Source organism: Streptomyces sp. NPDC001787, from assembly GCF_040297465.1.
Taxonomy (GTDB): Bacteria; Actinomycetota; Actinomycetes; order Streptomycetales; family Streptomycetaceae; genus Streptomyces.
This window is the reverse complement of record NZ_JBEOZE010000039.1, coordinates 20,917-39,775: the sequence shown is the minus strand read 5'-3', so window position 1 is coordinate 39,775 and position 18,859 is coordinate 20,917. Positions and strand designations below refer to the sequence as shown.

Annotated in this window: 14 protein-coding genes and 4 pseudogenes; 10 read left to right on the top strand and 8 right to left on the bottom strand. The window is 68.8% G+C overall.

The window, feature by feature from the left end; translation table 11 throughout:
* Window positions 1–1,003: 1,003 nt before the first annotated feature.
* Window positions 1,004–2,068 (top strand): 2,3-butanediol dehydrogenase, encoded by a 1,065-nt coding sequence (locus ABT170_RS35310; protein WP_329940638.1) that lies wholly within the window; start codon window positions 1,004–1,006, stop codon window positions 2,066–2,068.
* Between the two features lie 659 nt (window positions 2,069–2,727).
* Here ABT170_RS35310 and ABT170_RS35305 read toward each other — a convergent pair.
* Together ABT170_RS35305 and ABT170_RS35295 are read right to left on the bottom strand one after the other, a co-directional pair.
* A pseudogene (locus ABT170_RS35305) lies at window positions 2,728–3,001 on the bottom strand (Tn3 family transposase); the annotation flags it as partial.
* A gap of 550 nt (window positions 3,002–3,551) precedes the next feature.
* A complete protein-coding gene (locus tag ABT170_RS35295; RefSeq protein ID WP_351874378.1) occupies window positions 3,552–4,076 on the bottom strand; it encodes a peptidase inhibitor family I36 protein in 525 nt (174 codons plus the stop codon).
* A 351-nt stretch (window positions 4,077–4,427) separates the two neighbouring features.
* On the opposite strand from ABT170_RS35295, the pseudogene ABT170_RS35290 reads away from it, so the two are divergent.
* Window positions 4,428–4,511 (top strand): annotated as a pseudogene (locus tag ABT170_RS35290) (transposase); the annotation flags it as partial.
* Window positions 4,512–4,669: 158 nt separating this feature from the next.
* Here ABT170_RS35290 and ABT170_RS35285 read toward each other — a convergent pair.
* From ABT170_RS35285 to ABT170_RS35270, 4 genes and pseudogenes are all read right to left on the bottom strand, one after another.
* Window positions 4,670–4,950, bottom strand: a pseudogene (locus ABT170_RS35285) (hypothetical protein); the annotation flags it as partial.
* Between the two features lie 26 nt (window positions 4,951–4,976).
* Complete coding sequence (locus ABT170_RS35280) at window positions 4,977–5,336, bottom strand: DUF6256 family protein (RefSeq protein ID WP_329940635.1); 360 nt, start codon at window positions 5,334–5,336, stop codon at window positions 4,977–4,979.
* A gap of 16 nt (window positions 5,337–5,352) precedes the next feature.
* Complete coding sequence (locus tag ABT170_RS35275; protein ID WP_329940634.1) at window positions 5,353–5,589, bottom strand: DUF6186 family protein; 237 nt, start codon at window positions 5,587–5,589, stop codon at window positions 5,353–5,355.
* A 1,394-nt stretch (window positions 5,590–6,983) separates the two neighbouring features.
* Entirely contained in the window at window positions 6,984–7,178 is a 195-nt protein-coding gene (locus ABT170_RS35270; RefSeq protein WP_351874372.1) for a hypothetical protein, read from the bottom strand.
* 111 nt (window positions 7,179–7,289) lie between these two features.
* Here ABT170_RS35270 and ABT170_RS35265 point away from each other — a divergent pair, with 111 nt between their 5' ends.
* Window positions 7,290–8,984, top strand: coding sequence for a hypothetical protein (locus ABT170_RS35265; protein WP_351874369.1), 1,695 nt, complete (start codon window positions 7,290–7,292; stop codon window positions 8,982–8,984).
* Window positions 8,985–9,169: 185 nt separating this feature from the next.
* Window positions 9,170–9,681, top strand: a pseudogene (locus ABT170_RS35260) (transposase); the annotation flags it as partial.
* Between the two features lie 77 nt (window positions 9,682–9,758).
* Here ABT170_RS35260 and ABT170_RS35255 read toward each other — a convergent pair.
* Both ABT170_RS35255 and ABT170_RS35250 read right to left on the bottom strand, forming a co-directional pair.
* Window positions 9,759–10,430 carry a DUF4232 domain-containing protein gene (locus tag ABT170_RS35255; RefSeq protein WP_351874366.1) on the bottom strand — a complete coding sequence of 224 codons (672 nt, stop codon included), beginning with the start codon at window positions 10,428–10,430 and terminating at the stop codon, window positions 9,759–9,761.
* A 295-nt stretch (window positions 10,431–10,725) separates the two neighbouring features.
* Window positions 10,726–11,253, bottom strand: a complete 528-nt coding sequence (locus ABT170_RS35250) for a GNAT family N-acetyltransferase (RefSeq protein WP_351874363.1) — start codon at window positions 11,251–11,253, stop codon at window positions 10,726–10,728.
* Between the two features lie 372 nt (window positions 11,254–11,625).
* Between ABT170_RS35250 and ABT170_RS35245 the strand changes: the two genes are divergently transcribed.
* From ABT170_RS35245 to ABT170_RS35220, 6 genes are read left to right on the top strand one after another with little or no spacing between them, the layout of a single operon-like run.
* Window positions 11,626–12,813, top strand: a complete 1,188-nt coding sequence (locus ABT170_RS35245; RefSeq protein WP_351874360.1) for an aminotransferase class V-fold PLP-dependent enzyme — start codon at window positions 11,626–11,628, stop codon at window positions 12,811–12,813.
* Window positions 12,798–14,126, top strand: coding sequence for an extracellular solute-binding protein (locus tag ABT170_RS35240; protein WP_329940628.1), 1,329 nt, complete (start codon window positions 12,798–12,800; stop codon window positions 14,124–14,126). The genes ABT170_RS35245 and ABT170_RS35240 overlap by 16 nt, the downstream gene beginning before the upstream one ends.
* A 5-nt stretch (window positions 14,127–14,131) precedes the next feature.
* Window positions 14,132–15,085 (top strand): carbohydrate ABC transporter permease, encoded by a 954-nt coding sequence (locus ABT170_RS35235; RefSeq protein WP_329940627.1) that lies wholly within the window; start codon window positions 14,132–14,134, stop codon window positions 15,083–15,085.
* A complete protein-coding gene (locus tag ABT170_RS35230; RefSeq protein ID WP_329940626.1) occupies window positions 15,082–15,897 on the top strand; it encodes a carbohydrate ABC transporter permease in 816 nt (271 codons plus the stop codon). The genes ABT170_RS35235 and ABT170_RS35230 overlap by 4 nt, the downstream gene beginning before the upstream one ends.
* Window positions 15,898–15,901: 4 nt before the next feature.
* The gene (locus tag ABT170_RS35225; RefSeq protein ID WP_351874355.1) at window positions 15,902–17,755 is read left to right on the top strand and encodes a glycoside hydrolase family 36 protein; all 1,854 of its coding nucleotides are present in this window, start codon (window positions 15,902–15,904) and stop codon (window positions 17,753–17,755) included.
* Window positions 17,756–17,813: 58 nt separating this feature from the next.
* On the top strand, window positions 17,814–18,842 hold the full coding sequence (locus ABT170_RS35220) for a LacI family DNA-binding transcriptional regulator (protein WP_329940624.1): 1,029 nt from the start codon (window positions 17,814–17,816) through the stop codon (window positions 18,840–18,842).
* The last annotated feature ends 17 nt before the right edge of the window (window positions 18,843–18,859 follow it).

Below are 18,859 nucleotides of genomic sequence, written 5' to 3'. Positions count from 1 at the left end.
CGTGTGTGTCAGCGGCCATGGAGATGCCCATGCGGGTGGCCGTTGGGTGTCCAGGCCGGTGGCCATCAGAAACCCAGACGCTCGGCCAGTGGTGTTCCCAGGGTGGGGGCAGTTCACGTCGCTCGCCGCTGCAGCTGGTGGTCCTGGGCCGGCTGCTCCCAGCGAATGCCGCTCAGCACAAGGTCGGCGTCCTCGCCCGGCCGGACGTCCAAGCCGGTCCGGAACCAGATTCCGGTGAGAGCGGAACGGTGCGGCACCGGGTCGAGTTCAGCGGCGACGGATTCGAGCGGAAGGCACCGATACACAACGCGGGCAGCAGCACCTCGACGGAGCCGAAGGCGTACGCAGGCTGGTCCGGGTGTTCGCGGGTGGGAGGAACCAGGCGGGGACCGGCGTGACGGTAAACGCACGTTCAGCCCGCTTCTGGAGGCTCCCGGCCTTCAAGTTATTGGTGAATTTGTACGAGTAGCCCTCCAGCATGCCTCCATAGGCCTCCGTGGGTCGGTGTGATGCGCGCAGCTCGGTGAACTCGATCAAGCGGCCGGACGTGCGGGCTGTGCGACTCGGAGGCATGTAGACACCCTGAGCGTAGGTCCACTTCCGGGTTGCCCCGGCTCCGATCTTCCCGACCCTCGCCGCTTATGGCACCGCACCGCGTGACCGCGCCGTGACGGCGTCCCCGCCGGCCAGGCCTGCGCACCGACCGGCCAGCCCGGACGCCATCAGGCAACGGCCCGGTCCCGTCGCGCCCTGTCACCGCCGCCGAAGGCCCTCCGGTGGACCCGCGTGGGCGGATCACGGAGCCGCACCGGAGCAGCCGTACAGGAGCAGTCAGGGCAGCCTCACCGGAGCGCCACCACACCCCTGACCTTGAGGTTCCGATGGAGGTATATGGTCGTATTGGCGAATTACTCACCGTGTGCGCCATGTCGGGTACATACGTCACCTTGCGGCACGACCCGATGCATGGCGTGAGCAGGAACGACGAAGGAGTCGGAGCAAAGTGAAGGCTGCACGCTATTACGACCGCGGTGACATCCGTATCGAGGATGTCCCGGAGCCCACCGTCCGACCGGGCACTGTGGGCATCGACGTCGCGTACTGCGGGATCTGCGGCACGGACCTGCACGAGTACCTCGATGGACCGATCTTCGTGCCGCCGGCCGGCCATCCGCACCCGGTGTCGGGCGAAGCCGCCCCCGTGACCCTCGGCCACGAGATGTCCGGCACCGTCTACGCGGTGGGCGAGGGTGTCGAAGGCCTGGAGCCGGGCGACCGCGTCGTCGTGGAGCCCTACATCCTGCGCCCCGACGTCGACACCAGCGAGAACAACCCGACCTACCACATCTCGCCCGACATGAACTTCATCGGGCTCGGCGGCCGAGGCGGCGGGCTCGCGGAGAAGATCGTCGTCGAGCGCCGTTGGGTCCACCCGGTCGGCGACGTCCCGCTGGACCAGGCTGCCCTGATCGAGCCGCTCTCGGTGGGTTACCACGCCTTCCAGCGCTCGGGCGCGAAGGCGGGCGACTTCGCCCTCGTCGGCGGCGCCGGTCCCATCGGACTGCTCACCTGCGCGGTCCTCAAAGCGATGGGCGTCAAGGTCGCGGTCTCCGAACTCAGCCCGCTGCGCCGCCAGAAGGCGCTGGACGCCAAGGTCGCCGACCACGTCATCGACCCCGCCACCACCGACGTCGCCGAGGAAGTCCGGCGGCTCACCGACGGTAAGGGCGCGGACGTCGCCTTCGAGGCCACCTCCGTCAACGTGGTCCTCGACACCCTGTTCGATGCGGTGAAGCCGGGCGGTGTCATCACGGTCATCTCGATCTGGGGCAAACCGGCCTCGATCGACATGCAGAAGCTCGTGCTCAAGGAGGTCGACCTGCGCGGCACCATCGCGTACGTCAACTCCCACCCGCAGACCATCAAGCTCGTGCAGGAAGGGCGCATCGACCTTGCGCCCTTCATCACGAAGACCATCGGGCTCGACGACCTCGTCGGCGAGGGCTTCGAGACCCTGATCCACCACAACGAGACCGCCGTCAAGATCCTGGTCGATCCCCGCGCCTGACGCGCACGGCGAGATGTCCATGCCCTCGCAGGACACTCCGGCAGGTTCGATCCTGCCGGAGTGAGGGTGTGGGCGGCTCTTGCCGAACATCACCTCACCCGCCCCGTTCTCACGGATCACGATCCGTGAGAACGGGGCGTCGCTGTTCCTCGGCGGCGCTGTTCCTCGGCGGCGATGTCGCTCGACCGTCCGCGTCGAGTCCCTGTCGTCGACGGCCGTGCCTTCGCCGCGCCCGATCCCGTACCGCGCGACCTGGCACAAGATGTCGTCGTGGGCGCCGGGCCGACGCGGGCACAGGCATTCCATGACGCTGCGAAGATCTACCTGGGTGACGTAATGATCAATGAGAGCTGACCACCTTGAATCCCGCTGGTCCGTGGTGCTTGGGAGGCTGGCCCGGGCCCTCCACGTCAGCAACGCGACAGCTTCGTCCCACGAGGCCGCGCGAAGACCGGCAGGCATGGCGACGACGACCCGCGCAGGCGGCTCGGTCACCCGCCAACGCACGCCCCTCGGCACACTGCGACAAGGTCGGCAACGAGCGGTTCGACGCCGCGTCAGCCAAAGTGGTCAAGGGCAGCGACATCGCCCCACGCGCTCTTCGGAAGCGCTGCGAGACGGCCGCGAAGCGGCTGACCAAGGCGAGGTGCGCAAGCTCATCACTCCCTGGTCGGCCGCCCCTGGCCCTGTCCGCTCCCAACGTCGTCCTCATCCAGGCTGGGGTGCGTCGGGTTCGCGCGGCGGGCGCAGAGCGCCGGCATCCGGGACCTGTGCGGTGAAGCTGTAGCGGCCGAGCAGGTTCAGGTTGCGGTGCTTGAGCGGGGAGAGCCGGGCGATGTCCTTCTCGCGGATCTCGTGGCCCTCGGCCTGGAGCTGGGCGATGGCGGCGTCGATGTCCTTCGTGGTCCACAGCACGATGGCGTCGGCAGCGAGGGTCGCGAACGGAACGCCGCATGGGCAGGCCCGGTTGAGTCCCTCGTCGCCCGTCGGTCCGCAGTACCCATTGCTGTTCTTCCAGTTGAGCAGTGGCTGAAGGCAGACGGCGTCACCAGGGTGCATCTCATAGTGCCGTCCATCTCATCGGCATACCGGCCTGCCATCAGGCGGTCGCGCCTCCCCGAGGTGCTGGAGAAGCGCCGCTCATTGCCATCGACGGAGCCACGGTGGCAGCGAGAAGACGTTCCTCCCCTCCCCCAGTGCGTCGACTGCCAGGCCCCGGCGGAGCTTCGTCGCGGTCCACTCGACGCCGTACCTGCGCAGGGCAGGGGCAGCCGCCGGGAGGCCATTCGGCCGGATCCTGGTCACTCGCGGACCTGTTGGAACGTGCCGTGACCGCGAACAGCGGCGCCGCCCGGCCAGAGAGTCGCCTCCACCTCGCGGCGGCGCCGCAGTCCAGCCCGAGGTACCAGGTGGCGGGGAGCGTCATGCGGGAAAGCGCGCGGAATCCGCGACACTCAGCCGTGGCGGGCCGGGGTCGTGGGGATCAGTCGATCTTGACGGGGCCGATCTGCTCGTCGAAGGAGCCGAAGCTCTGCTTCGCCACAGGCCCGGCTGGCATGACGGTACAGAGGCTGCTGCGGTAGAAGGTGGCAGTGTAGGCCGTGTTGTTGTAAAAGCTGTATCCCCAGGCGCTGGGGCCGCCGTCGTAGCACTGGTTGGTCCTGGCGAGGCTGATCTGCCAGCGGGTCCCGGTCAAGTCTTTGTTCTCGTAGATGCAGACCTGGTTGACATCGCAGTCGGGCGCGAGGCGCAGCGTGGTCAGCCGGTCGCCGATGGCGTTGGAGCCGGTTCCGGGCTTGAGCACGTGGTACAGGCCCTCAGTGCACGATCGTGTCTCGGAGGCTTCGAGCTGGAAGCGGGTCTTGTTGGCCAGGGACCGGATGCGCGAGACGGTTCCGTCCGGCCAGGCCGCGTTGGGGGCGTTGCACTGGCCCAGCGGCAGCGCGCTCTCCTTGAACTGGCCCGTGAATCCGGCTCTGACCAGATGCAGAAGCTTCCCTCCGGACACTGCTCCGACCGGCTTGTGCCGGTGCCGCTGTGACCGGGACGGCCGCAGGTGTCAGCAGCATGGTCCCCCCGGCCGTAGCCAGCCCGAGGGCCGGCGTCCCCAGCCTGCGGCCCGAAATTTTGATCATGAATCCACCCCTCGCCGGCCCGCTCCGCACAGGAGGCGCAAGAACTGCCCCTGCCTGGAACACACCATTCGATGACGCCCTGACGACCGTCTGGTGAAACGCTCACACGCAGGCCGTTTCCGAGGGGTGACGGCGCGTATCGTTCACCGGAATGGGGTACGGATGGCCGGCTCAGGGCGCCAGACCCATCCGGCTCCCTCCCCGAGCACCAAACCGGTCAGCCGGCGGCTCGTGTGCGCCTCGCCGCCTACGCCGGTCTCGCCCCGGCGACCCGGAGTTCGGGCTCGTCGATCCGCCGCGAACAGCCGCGAGCGGTCCGAAGCCTCCGTCCTGGGACTGCCTGACGGCGGAGGACATGGCGGAGCGTACGCGGGAGATGCCCGCGGCGCCCTTGAGCCTGCGCCAGAATCGGGCACTGTCGTGGCCGGGGAGGTCGTTGAGGAGGGCGGCAAGCCGCTGTTCGTCGTCAGTCACGAATGGCTCCGGCTCTGCTGCGCGTTGTGAGGCATGTGGTTTTGCTGGTCGGGCGGTTTGCGGCGGGCTTCAGCAGAGGGCGGTCGGGCGTGCGGGGCGGCGGGACGGCTCGCAGCAGTTTCCACAGGGGGCGTGACCGGCCGCCCACGCGGTGAGGGCGCGGCGGTCGACGACATGGAGCCGTTGCTGCTCGGCGACGGTGACGGCCGGGTTGGTGACGCGGCCGTTCGTCACGGTCACCGCGACGTCGGCGCCGTGGACTTGGCGGGCGGTGCGCGGGCTGCATGCCGTGATGTGCCTCATCTGCGCCGACGTGAGTTCATCCAAGAGGCCAGGAGGAACAGCGGCAGGGTGACCCCGATCAGCAGCGCGGTACCGGTGACCGCGCTTGAGAGGAAGCGGCCTCCCAACCGCGCGATGCCCTGGTACCAGCCGGCCACGACAGCCATCAGCACCAGGTATCCGCCGATAGCGGTGCCCACGACCTGACGGACCAGTGCGGGCCAGCCCCGCCCGGCCGGGCCAGGAGTCAGCCGTTGCGCAGGCGTCCAGGACTTGGCCGGGCGGCGTCGGAGAATGAGCAGGCCGAGGCCGAGATAGCCCATGACCAGGAGGTAGCCGGTCAGCATGACCGTGACGTTGAGGTGTACGGGAAGCACGGCAGGCGTCTGATCGTCAGGTGGGATCCTGCAGGAGGAAGTGCCAGCCGCGTACGAAGGTGTGCCAGCCGAACCACAACCACAGGGCGAACAGGGCCCAGCGCCCTGCGGGGTAGCGCATGACGGCGTTGGTCGTGTCGCTGAGGGTGGGGAAGCCGTCGTCGGGCCGCAGCAGACCGACGCCCTCCCAGGCGAAGATGGCGCCGAACAACGCGGCCCAGACGAGGTAGCCGATCACCGGATGCTCTGCCATGGGATCTCTCCTGCTCTGATGGGGTTGTCGGTGGCTGTCAGGTCGATGATCGGTCACAGCGGGCTCGGCGCCGCGGACCCGACGCGCGCGTCAAGCCGCGGAGGAGAAACCGCCTGTCCCTGACACGGCCCGACGACCAAGGGCCACCGCTGGCGGCCGATGGGCCGAAATCGTCCCCGTCGTCCGCCGACTGGCCGGCCTCTGCAACGCGGGAGTACGGAGTGTTGGTACAGCGGCTGGTGGAGCGGGTGCACTCGGGCAGCTAGCTCACGCTCAGCCGCTCCACCGCCTCCGCCCTGTCGTAGGGGCTGGCGGTTGGCGCGATTTGCCAGGTGTGTGCGGTATCCGCAGAGCGGGGGGCTGACCGCGGGGAGGCGAGCGTTCCGTGAGCGGGTCCGGAGCGAAGCGGTCGTGATGCTCGCCGTCGGGCGGGGCAGTACGGGGATCGCGAAGGCATCTGGTCGGTCCTGCGCCGGACTCAGCCGGGCCAACACCGCCTTCACCGACCCCTGCCACCTCATCCACCGGCCACGACACGGACTCCGCCGGATCCCGTACAGCAGCGACATCATCAACGGATGTCTCAGCGCCACCGGTCTCACACCGACGACACCATGCCTACAGCCTCAGCAGAAGAGCTGGTTCGCAGAGACTTCGCGCGCTTACGCGTTTGGCTGCGCCACCCTCTGCGCTCCCACACGTGCCGTCCACCGGCCGTCTGCGGCCGGGACTGGGTAGTGGGACCGGCCATACCTGCAACACGCGGGCCGCTGCCGGCCGGGACGGGGACGGCGCGCTGTCCCGGCGGGCGGCCCTTCAACGCTCGCTCGGCACGGTATTCGACGTCCAGGACGTGACCGGATGATGGTCCAACCGGCGCGCGTCCAGCGGTACACGGACCCAGCGGCCGACGACCCGAACCAGATGCCATGGGGACTGTCCGGCACATCGGGGCTGCCCGCCGGGAGGCATCCCCGCCGGAACGCCATGGAGACGTCGGGATGGGCATGGTCGGCCCACACGAAGAGATGCCCCTCACGGCCGATGTACCGGGCGAGCTCCTCGACCTTGCCGAAAGCGAGAACCAGCCTGACGGCTTGCCACTCCGCACCCGTCGATCGCCCACGATCTTGAGGGAAGCGAGCCTACGCAGGTCCTCTGCACGCTGCGGCGTGCCCAACTCGCCAGGTGGAATGCTGTCGTTCCAGCCGTTCATACCGATCCTGTCCACGCCGTCCTGTTCCAGGTGCTGGAGAAGTCCGACCAGTGGCGTGGCCGACCTCTTCGCGTGCGTGCCAGGAGCAACTCGACCAGCCGGTCTCCTTGCAGGCCGAGGATCAGCTGACCCGTAGTGCTGGTCAAGGCCCTGCCAGAGGCTCTGACGGCCGAGCCGGTCAGGGAAGACACCTCAAGGGCAGGTTTCGTCCCGGCTTCGCCGAGCGGGTCCAGGAAAGATCCGCCTTGCCGTCCTCGGCCTGGTCGTCATAGCCGAAGCCTCGGGTCTCCAGGGCCTCGTTGACCGCAGCCTCCGCCCAGAGTTCGTCCGGGCTCAGGTGCACCGCCTTCTTCCGCTGCAAGGCCCTGCCCACCGACAAGTTGTGGGGGTTCCGAGAGAGGCGCAAACTGAGAGGTGGTGCCCGGGGGTCTGCCAGCCTCGCAGAGCCGAGGAAGCCAACACCATTGCGAAGGGCTGATTTCTCATGCCCTGGGAACACAATGTGCCCAGCGAAGGCCAGGCGAAAGTCGCAGCAGGCACCAGCCCCACGAGCTGGTACACAGCAAATGACAATGTGCAGCACATCGTCTATCTCGGAGACGACATACGCCTCCATGAGTCCGTCTTCCGGTTCGTACGCGGAGGCTTTCGCTGGGAACCCGGCGGCCTCACCGACATGCCGTCAAGGGCAGCGGAAAGCTGCAGCCCAACGAGTTGGTACACGCCTACTCAGGCAAGTGGCCAGGCGCAGAACATCGCCTACGTCGGAGAAGACCGGAGCATCTACCGGCTCTTCTTCCGGTTCGGACCCGGAGGCCTCCGCTGGGAATTCGACATGCCCAGCAGAGGCCAGACACGGGCGACACTCACCCCCACCAGCCCTACGAGTTGGTACAGCCCGGCGGACAACGCACAGCACATCGTCTACGTCGGCCACGACCAGCAGATCCATGAGCTTTACCAGCTGTTCTCGCCAGGTGGTTTCCGCTGGCAGCACAACGTCCCCAATCTGGGTCGGCCGAGGGCATCCTTGTACGCCAGCCCTACGAGCTGGTACACGCCTTACGACGACGTGCAGCATATTGCCTACATCGGAGACGACGCACAGATCCACGAGCTCTTCTTCCGGTTCGCGCCCGGAGGTTTCCACTGGGAACACAACGTCATCAGCGCGGGTCGGCCAGGCGTCGCGGGCATCGGCCTCACCAGTTGGGTCACGCGTTCCGACCGCACGCAGCACGTTGCCTACATGGGAACCGACCAACAGGTCCATGAGGTGTTCTTCCGGTCCGCTCCAGGAGGCTTCCGCTGGGAGCACAACGTTCCCGGCGCAGGCCTGCCATCGGGGGTGATAAACGCCGCACCCACCAGTTGGGTCACAGGTTCCGACAACGTGCAGCACATTGCCTATGCGGGGATCGACGAGAAGATCCATGAAGCGTTCTTCCGCCTGGCGCCCGGAGGCGGTCACTGGGAACACAACGTTCTCAGCGGAGACGGGCCGAAGGCCAGGGCGGGCACGAGCCGGCCCACCAGCTGGGTCACGCGTTCCGACAACGTACAGCACGTCGCCTATGTAGGAGTCGACGAGAGGATCCACGAGGCGTACTTCCGATTGCCGGGCGAAGACCTCTCGCTCGATCACTTCACGTTCGCAGGAGACATCTCACCGACAGACCGTGACACAGTGATCCAGCGCCACATCTTTGCCGTGTCCCGTGTTTCGGGGTGCACCAATCTGTCGGACGAGGAGCGGCAACGGCTTCGTCAGACCTACAATCGGCCCATTCATCACACGGTAAACACCGATCCTCATCAGAACGGGAGCGCATACGTGGACGGATCGGAGGTGAGTGTCAATTTCGGAGTCCTCTTCCCGCAAGGAAACCAGGAAATATCACAGACACTGATACATGAGATGATGCATTGCGCAGGGTATACCCACCCCGTGCGACGACTTCCGCCTGCGGGGAGAAGCTGCGCCAATCCCGACCCGGCCGTCTTCGACTGCCCCTTCGACAACGGCGTGTACTACGGAACACCTCCCTTGCGGTCGGAGTTCTGCATTGCCGGAGATCAAAGCCTGGCGATCTCCAGGCTGGAACGTAAGGCCGACCGAGAAAGCTGTGTGATCGACGAGGACGGGCTGGCCACCATCCACACCGACCTGACAGGTTGAGCCGTCAGGTCGGTGTGCAGGCGCGTCACTTGTGCGCAGAAAGGGCTTCTCCGGGGTCCCGGGAGGGTGGGGCGATTCGGATACCCACGTTGCCCTACGACCGTCGGCCGTAGTAACTGATCATTCCAGAATGAGATCGCTGTGTTGGCTTGGCTGTTGGGTGTTGTGTCGGCAGGATCTGCCGGGTGTCTGTTGATCTCCTACCCGATGACCTATGGGAAACGCATAACCCCGCTGCTGCCGGTTCGTCCGTCTCGACGGCACCGGTACCCCGGGCGGCTTCCGGCCGATGACCGTGCTGCTCTGCCGGGCATCGTTCTACGTGCTGCGCAGGGTGCGCGCCGGCGCGACGTTTCCTGCGGAGTTGGGCGGCTGCAGTGGGGTGACGGCCTGGCGGCGTCCGCGGGACTGGACCGAAGCCGGCGTATGCCCCCGCCTGCACGACGCGTCCTGCTGGCGGAACTGCGTAAAGAGGGCCTGTCGAAGATGGAAGACGCCGCGATCGACGGCTCGCACATCAGGGCCCTCAACAGGGGCTCACACCGGACCTTCGCCGGTCGGCCGTGCTCGGCCCGGCAGCAAACACCACATCATCGTCGATCGGCACGAAACCCCGCCCGCCGTCTCGCTGACCAGCGGAAACCGTCACAGCGTCGCCCAACTCCCACCACTGCCGGACGCCGTGCCCCGCACCCGCTGCAAGCCGCGCGCCGACATCCAACTCGCCTGCAGAATCCTCTGCTTGCGACGACTCCGAACCTGATTCCGAAACGATCAGTTGGTCGTGTGCGTGGGGTAGACCTCGACGTCGGTGTAGGCGCCCTTGATCTCTCCCGCGCCCGCAGGCCACTTCAGGCTCACGGTGTGGGTCTCGTTCGGGGGCGTCACCTGGATGTTGGTCGGGGAAGCGAGGCTGCCGCCGGTGTTGTCGATGTCGTAGGCGAGGTTGAAGACAGCGGCGTCGCCCGGCTTCAGGATGGTGACACGCGGCTGGGCCTGGCCACGCTCGATGGGGTTCGAGGTGCCGTCGGCGTCCTTGATGTCGACGCCGGCGAAGCCCGTTGCCGAGCAGGTGGTCGAACCCCGGTTGATCATGGTGATGTCGATCCTGCCGGATTCCGCGTCGGGCGCGGCGTCCATGGCGTCGATGGCCAGGTTCGCCGTCTTGCAGAACGTGACCTTGCCTCCGGTCTCCGTCTCGCCGTTCGCGGCGTCAGAGCGGGCCCCAGCACCCTCACCGGAGCCTGACTTCGCGTCGCTGACCGCCGAACCGCCGGAGCCCGAGCCACCCTCCGACTTCGAACCGCCGTCCGAGGACGGAGCAGACGAGGACGAGGAGTTCTCGGAGGACGAGTCCTTCGCGGAGCCGTCGCTGCCACAGGCCGTGAGCGAAAGGGTGGCGGCGACACCGATGGCGGCGAGAGCGGTGATGCGGGTGTACTTCACGGTGTTCCCCCAGGAGTAGCGCGGTGCTTGTGGTCTGAAGCATTTGTATCCCGCACCGAGTTACAGGCGGTCCCCCACGACGTCTTCGTTCTGTCACAGGCGAATTGACCTCACGCTCCGCCAAGGCGTCACCGTACGGACACCACCTGCCTGGCCAGAGGTCCCACACCACCAGAGCGTCAACCAGCCCTCAGCAAGCCTGGGCAGGGTTCAGAAAGCTGCCCGGGGTCTTTCACATGACGATCAGACTCTCTTTCTGTCGTCGTGCGCCCGCCAGGGAGTACGACGACAGCCCTTAGCCGAGGTCGATGCTCGTTGTGGCCTCGCGGGTCATGCGTAGGTTTGGCAGCGCGCCTCGCCAGAGCTCTCGCTCTCCCGTGGCCTTGAATCCGTGGCGCTGGTAGAAGCGGACCGCGCTCCCGTTGTAGGCGGTGACCCACAGGCAGATGCGGGTGGGGCCCGCCCAGGTGAGGAACTCGGTCATCAAACGGCCACCGAGCCCCTGGTTCTGGGCTTGGTTCAGCAAATACATCGGCCCGAGAGTGAGCGGCTTCTCCCTGCGTCCGCAGAGAAAACCGACGATGTCGGCTTCGGACCGGACAACACGGCAGAACAGTCGGTCCGGTCGCCGGCTGGCTTCCTCGATGAACTCGCGCCAATGGGCGATGCCCTCCGCGGTGGCCGAGGAGCCGCGCTGCTCATGGATCCAGTCCTCATCGATCCCCAGCTCCGCGTTGGGGTACGTCTGCAGCCAAGCCCTCAGCAGCAAAGGTCCCAACCGGGCCGCGTCGTCGGGATGAGGGGCTTCGATCACGTAGGTCATGGCGACGATCCTCGTCGGGCGTCATCGCCATGTCACACAGGCAGACGTCGGCCGGGGCCGGCTGACGCGTCAGCGCGTCGGCGTGCCGCCGAGGTGGTGGGCACCGGTTCCGGTGGGGGTGAGGGTGCGGTTGAGGCGGGGCGTCGACGACGGACAAGGATGGCGTGCAGGGGACCGACCGACGTGCCGGCGCTCCGGCACCCGCGCCTCACCCGTGTCGATTGTCCCCCTGCCCTCGCCCCTCCCCCAGGTGCTGCCCTACGGCTCGCCGGCAGAAGTTGCGCCGAACCTCTTGCTGGGGCGAGCCGATCTCCCTAATGTGAACCTTCAAATCTCTGGAAGCGCCTGCGTCAAGCTTTGTTAGGGCCAATTTTGAACGATCAAATTCAGTGTCCGGTCGAGACCGCCACCCCCGCGACCCCTGGCCGCGGACCGATGGCGGGCTACCTCGACTACGCCAGGATCGGTCCGGTCTCCCGCCCGGCCCTCGCCGCCCTCACCACCGCGACCACACTCGCCACCCGGGTCGACCCGGCCGACCTCGATCGGCTCTTTGCCCTCAGCGAAGCCGCCCGGACCTCGGCGGCCCGGCTGCTCGATGCCCGTCCGCATGAGATCGCGCTCGCGCCGTCCACCAGCAACGGCCTGTTCACCGTGGCCGCCGCGCTCCACGGCGCCGGTACCGTCCTGGTGCCCCGCGGTGAGTTCCCCGCCAACCTCTACCCCTGGCTGCGCTTCGCCGGCCGCGGCGGCCCCGCCGTCCGGCTCGTCGGCGCGGCCGGGCAGCGGCACATCACCCCCGACCTTCTGCGCCGCCATCTCACCCCCGATGTCACCGCCCTCACCGTCAGCGCCGTCGACTCGCTCACCGGCCATGTGGCACCGCTCGCCGCCCTCAAGGAGGTCCTCGGGCCCGGCCGGCTGCTGATTGTCGACGCCATCCAGGGCCTGGGGGCCGTCCCACTGGAAGCGGATGCCGCCGACATCCTCGTCAGCGGCGGCCAGAAGTGGCTGCGGGCCGGCTGGGGAGCCGCACTGCTGCTGATCCGCGACCGCTGCGCCGAGCGTCTGGCTCCCGGGCTCGGCGGCTGGGCCGGTGTCACGGAGCCCTTCGCACCGCAGCATCCGGCGCCGCCGCTGCCCGGGGCCGCCGCCCACCTCGCCACCAACCCGGACTTCCTGGCCGCCGCGGCCATCGGTGCGGCCATCGATGACCTGTTCGAGCAGGGTGGCCCGGCCGCCGTCGGCACCCGTATCCGTGACACCCTCGCCGACCTGCTCGACCGCGCGCGGCAGGCCGGCGCCGAGGTCCTGCTGGACGGACTCGGCCCCCACGAGCGCGCCGGCATCGGCACCTTCCGCCTGCCCGGCCACGACCCCGCCACCGTCCACCGCACCCTCGAAGCGGCCGGTCTGATCACCACCCGCCGGGACGAGTGGATCCGGCTGTCTCCCCACACCTCCACCCCTGGCGCCGCGGCAGACCTGCTCGCCGAGGCGCTGCACACCCTCACCCACCGCACGACACATTCCCAGGAGTCGACATGTCCCACCAACTGAGCCGCCGCCGACTGCTCCAGCTCGCCACCGCCTCCGCCGCCGGGCTGGGCCTGGCCGCCTGCGGCGACAACGGATCGGGCAGCGCCGGAGGCGACGGTGACAGCGGCAAGATCACCGTCTGGAGCTGGACCACCGCGGCCGAGGGGCTGCGCAGCGTCGTGCCCTCCTTCGAGCGGGACAACCCCGGCATAACGGTCGAGGTCCAGGACGTCGGCAACCCGGCCATCTGGGACAAGATCACCGTCGGCCTCGCCTCGGGCGGCAAGGGCCTTGCCGATGTCCTGCACATCGGCGTCGACTACCTGCCCGGTTACCTGGACAAATTCCCCGACGGCATCGCCGACCTGTCCAAGTTCGGCGCCGACAATTACCAGGCCGCCTTCGCCAAGGGCCTCTGGCCGACCGTGACGGGCAGGAGCAAGGCCGCGCACGCCCTCCCGTGGGAGGTCAACCCGCTCGGTCTCTTCTATCGCCACGACCATTTCGAGAAGGCCGGTGTCGACCCCGACGGCATCAGCGACTGGAACGACATGACCGCCGCGGGGTCGAAGATCCTCGACGCCACCGGCGTCCGGCTGCTCGGGCTCGACAAGACCGGCGCCACCCAGGACATGGACTTCTTCCAGAACCTGATGCAACTCCAGGACGTCTTCTACTTCGACGGGGCCGGGAAGATCACGCTCGCTTCCCCGGCCGCCGTCAAGGCCCTCACCATCATCAAGCGGCTCAACGATGCCGGCCTGATCGCCGACACCGCGGGCCAGGGCACCGAGAAGCGCCTGCTCAGTCAGGGGAAGCTCGCCACCTACGCGGAGGCGGCCTGGGCCGTGGAGTATCTGGCCTCCACGTTCCCCGAGCAGAAGGGGAAGTGGCGCTCCATGCAGCCGCCGGCCGCCATTCCCGGAGGCAAGCGGAACGCCATCGTCAACTCCACCTACCTGGCCGTTGCCGGCTCCAGCACGCGACGCAAGGCCGCGTGGCAGTTCATCGAGTACGCGCTCACCAAGCCCGCCCAGATCAACCGGATGTTCACCTCCGGCGGCGTCTTCCCCGCCCTCAAGGCGGCGTACGACGACCCGCGGTTCAGCGCGCCGCACCCCTTCTACGGCGGCCAGAAGGTGCTGAAGCCCTTCGTCGAATCGCTCTCCGTCGATGCCCGGGCCACCAACTTCACCGGCGACTACGCCCGCGCCCTCAAGTTCGCCAGCGACGCGCAGAGCCAGGTGCTGCTCAAGGGCGCCGACCCGGCCGACGCCCTCAAGAAGGCCGCCGAGCAGCTTGCGCAGCAGACCGGCCGGCAGCAGGCGGCCTGAACCTCATGTCCCTCGCTCCGTCCGAACACGCTCCCGCCGCCGCCCCGGCCGGCCGCGGCACCACCGACCAGACCGGCCGCACCCTCCCGGGACGCCGCCGACTGCTGACCCGCACTTCCGTCCCGTACCTGCTGATCATGCCTGCCGTGCTGGGCTTCGCGATCTTCAAGGCGTACCCCATCGTCGCCTCGCTCTGGATCAGCCTCACCACCGGCAACGGCGCCGGCCGGCACTTCACCGGGCTCGACAACTACCAGCGCCTGCTGCACGACCCGCTGTTCTGGACCGCGCTGAAGAACACGGCGCTGATCCTGGTCGTCCAGGTGCCGCTGATGCTCGGGCTCGCCCTGCTCGTCGCCCTCGGCCTCAACTCCACCAAGGTCTGGCTGCGCCCGCTCTGGCGGCTCGGCGTCTTCATCCCCTCGCTGACCGGTCTGGTCGCCGCGGGCGTGATGTTCTCGGTGATCCTCAACCGTGACGCCGGACTGCTGAACTGGGTCCTCTCCCTGTTCGGCATCGACCGGGTGAACTGGCTCGGCAGCCCCGCCTGGGCCCGCGTCGGCGTCGTGCTCGTCATCACCTGGCACTACACCGGCTACAACGCGGTGATCTACCTCGCCGGCCTGCAGGGCATACCCCAGGAGCTGTACGAGGCCGCGAAGGTCGACGGCGCGGGACCGATCCGCCGTTTCGTCTCCATCACCGTTCCCCAGCTGCGCCCGATCCTGCTCCTCACCGTGGTGCTCTCCACCATCGGCACCCTTCAACTCTTCGACGAGCCGTACGTCCTCACCGGCGGCGGCCCCGACAACTCCACCCTGACGGTCACCATGTACCTCTACAACAACGGCTTCAAGTACTTCGACTTCGGCTACGCCTCGGCTCTCGCCTACGCGCTCGCGCTGATCGTGGCGGTGCTCGGCCTCCTGCAGGTCCGGCTGATGGGGGAGCGCAAGTGAAACGCCGCAGCCCTCTCCTCACCCTGCTCCTCGCAGGCGCCTTCGGGCTCTGCGTCGGTCCGTTCTACTGGCTCGCCATGGCCGCCACGCAGGAGAACAGCGACGTGTTCTCCTGGCCGCCGAAGCTGCTGCCCGGCGGTCACCTCATGGAGAACCTCCAGGGCCTCCAGGACTCCATCGGGCTCACCCGTGTCCTGTTCAACACCGTTCTGGTGGCCGGCGTTCAGACGGCCGGCGCGGTCGTCGTCTCGGTCCTCGCGGGCTACGCCTTCGCCAAATTCGAGTTCCGAGGGCGCAATCTGTTCTTCGTCCTACTGCTCAGCACCCTCGTACTCCCCGACACGGTGATGCTCATCCCGATCTTCGAGATGATGATGAAGCTGGGCCTGATCGACTCCTACCAGTCCGTCATCCTGCCCGGCCTGGTCACCCCGTTCGGCATCTTCCTGATGCGGCAGGCGCTGCGCTCCATGCCCGACGAGCTCCTGGACGCGGCCCGCGTCGACGGCGCCGGTGAACTGCGGGTGCTGTGGCGGATCGTCATCCCGGTGAACCGGCCGGTCATCGCCGCGCTCGCGCTGTTCGTCTTCCTCGGCGGATGGAACCAGTTCGTCTGGCCGCTGATCGCGTTGCGCAGCCCGGACATGTACACGCTGCCTGTGGCCACCGCCACCCTGCAGGGCCTTGCGACCACCAACTACGCGCAGGTCCTGCTCGCCGCCGCCATCGCCGCCATCCCCGTGATGGCCCTCTTCCTCGTCCTGCAACGCCAGTTCATCTCCGGCCTGCTGGCCGGGGCCACCAAGGAGTGACCACGTGACCACCGAAGTACCCGCGGTCCCGCAGCAGCCGGTCCAGATCTGGCGCCCCAACGCGCCGGCCGACGCGACCCCCGACGCCGTCGTCCACCAGCAGCTCGCCACGGGGCTGCTCCACGGCGCCGGCATCCCGCTCACCGTCCACCTCACCGGGCTCGGCTGCGACCGGCTGGAGGCGTCTGTCACCCCGGCCGGTGACGGCGTGGCCATGATCGAGGTCACGGCGCCGGTCCCGGCCACGGTCCGTGCCGAGTGGCGGATACCCTGCGTCGGGGCCACCGCCTACTGGACACCGGACACCAACGCCTCCCGCTGGCTGCCGCCGTCCTGGATCGCACCACGGACCGTCTCGCTCGCGCTGGGCGCCCCCGTCGCCAGTCTGATCGGCGCCGACGACCGCGCGCTGTGCACCGTCGCCGCCGGAGAGACCTCCGCACCCGTGCGCGTCGGCGCCGGTGTGGTGGAGGAGAGCGGCGAGTTCGCCTTCACCGTGGAGCAGGACCTCACCCCGGACGGGCTGCCGCTGCGGTTGCGGATCGACCTCGGTGGCCGCCACTTCGCGGCCACCCTGCGGGCCGTCACCGACTGGTGGGCCGAGGGCCTGGACCACCCCGGCATCGCGCCCGCCGCCCGGATGCCCGCCTACTCGACCTGGTACAGCCTCCACCAGAACGTCGACACCGCCGCCGTCGAACGCCAGGCCGCCCTCTCCGCGGCCATCGGCTGCGAGAGCATCATCGTCGACGACGGCTGGCAGACCACCGACCGCGCGCGCGGCTACGGCCACTGCGGCGACTGGGAGCCCAACCCGGAGGCCTTCCCCGACCTCCCGGGCCATGTCGCCGAGGTCCACCGGCTCGGCGTCGCCTATCTCCTCTGGTACGCGGTGCCGTTCATCGGCCGGCACAACGACGCCTGGGACCGCTTCCAGGGCATGATCCTGCGCGAGGAGCCCCACCTGGACGCGGCCGTGCTCGACCCCCGCCACCCCGAGGTCCGGGCATACCTGATCGAGAGGATCGCCCGCTCCGTGGAGGAGTGGGGCATGGACGGTGTGAAACTCGACTTCATCGACCGCTTCGCCGTCGCGTCTCCCCCGCCCGCCCCGGCCGGCGCCGACCGCACCACCGTCCACGAGGGCGTGCTCCAACTGCTCGCCGACCTCGACACCCGGCTGCGCCGCACCCGGCCGGACGTGATCGTCGAGCACCGCCAGCCCTACGTCAGCCCGGGGCTGTGGCCGTACGCCACCATGGTCCGGGCCACCGACTGCCCGCTCAGCCCCGCCGAGAACCGCCAGCGCACCGTCGACTGCCGGCTCACCGCCGGGCCGCTCGCCGTCCACGCCGACATGATCACGTGGAACTCCGCCGAGACGCCCGAGTCCATCGCCGTACACCTCGTCAACGCCCTGTTCTCGGTGCCGCAGATCTCCGTCGACCTCGCCGCCCAGAGCCCTGACCGGCTCGCCACCCTGCGCTTCTGGCTCGGTGTCTTCCGCCGATACGCCGACGTCCTCCAGCTCGGCGTCCTGGAACCCGTGCGACCGGACCTCGGTTACCCCCTGGTCCGTGCCCGCGACCACCGCACCACCGTGGTCGCCCGCTACGCGCCGCTGCCCGTCGCACTCCCGGACCGGCACGCCGCGGACGGCCCGCAGACCCTGCTCGTCGCCAACGCGGACGGCGACCCCGTGGTGCTCCTGACCGCCGACCGACCGGAACGGGCCCTCGCCCTCGTCCAGGACTGCCGTGGTGAGATCCTGTCCGAGACCGTGCTCGACCTCGTCGCCGGGGTGAACCCGGTGACCGTGCCGACCGGCGGCCTGCTCACCCTGACCCGCGAGCGCTGACAGCCGCGGGCTGGGGGCGGCCACCCGCAGTCCCCAGCCCGCCGACCACAGAGGAACGATGACCGCTCGACAGGTGACCATCGAGGACGTCGCACGCTCGGCCGGAGTCTCCCGCCAGACCGTCTCGAACGCCCTCAACGCCCCCCACCGGCTGCGCGCCACCACCCTCGCCCGGGTCACCGCCGCCATCGACGAACTCGGTTACCAGCCCGACCAGTCCGCCCGCAGCCTGCGCACCGGCACCCGCAAGGTCATCGGCTATCCCGCCCCCGCGGACAACCCCGCCGACCCGAACCCCCTGATGGGCGGTTTCCTCCAGGCACTGGTGACCGCAGCTGACGCCGTCGGCCACCGCATCCTGGTGTTCCGCTCCGATCCCCAGCAGGGCTCCGGAGCGGTGGCCAAGTCCTTCAACGGCCTGATCGCGGCCCGCCAGGTCGACGGGTTCGTCCTGTCCGACGTCATCCACGACGACCCCCGCGTCGACGTGCTCAGCGAGGCCGGCTTTCCGTTCGCCGCCTTCGGCCGTACCGCCCCCGGCCGCCCCCAGAGCTGGGTGGACATCGACTCCACCGCCGCCACCGCCGCACTGGTCGGACTCCTGCTCGACCAGGGCCACCGCCGGATCTGTTACATCAACTCCGCCGCGTCCCTGCCCTGGCTCGCCGACCGCAGGGCCGGCTTCCTGCAGGCCGCGGCCTCCGCCCCCGACGGCGCCTTCGAGGTCGGCGTCCCCGACGACGAACCGGCCGCGCTGTCCCACGCCGTCCGGCGCCTGCTCACCGGCCCCGACCGCCCGACCGCCCTGGTCTGCGCAAGCGACTGGCTGGCCCTGACCGCCTACCAGGCCGTCCGCGCCGCGGGCCTCACCGTCGGCGACGACGTCGCCGTCACCGGCTTCAACGACATGCCGCTCTGCACGCTGCTCCAGCCCTCCCTCACCAGCGCGCGCCTGCCCCTTGCGGCCATTGCCCATGCCCTTGTCGATCAGCTGATCACCACCGTCGAGGACCCCGCCGCCACCCCGACGAGCGGGCTGCTGCTTCCTGCGGAACCGGTTGTGCGCGGCAGCACGCCGGGGCGGTAGTGGGCGCCGCCGGTCAC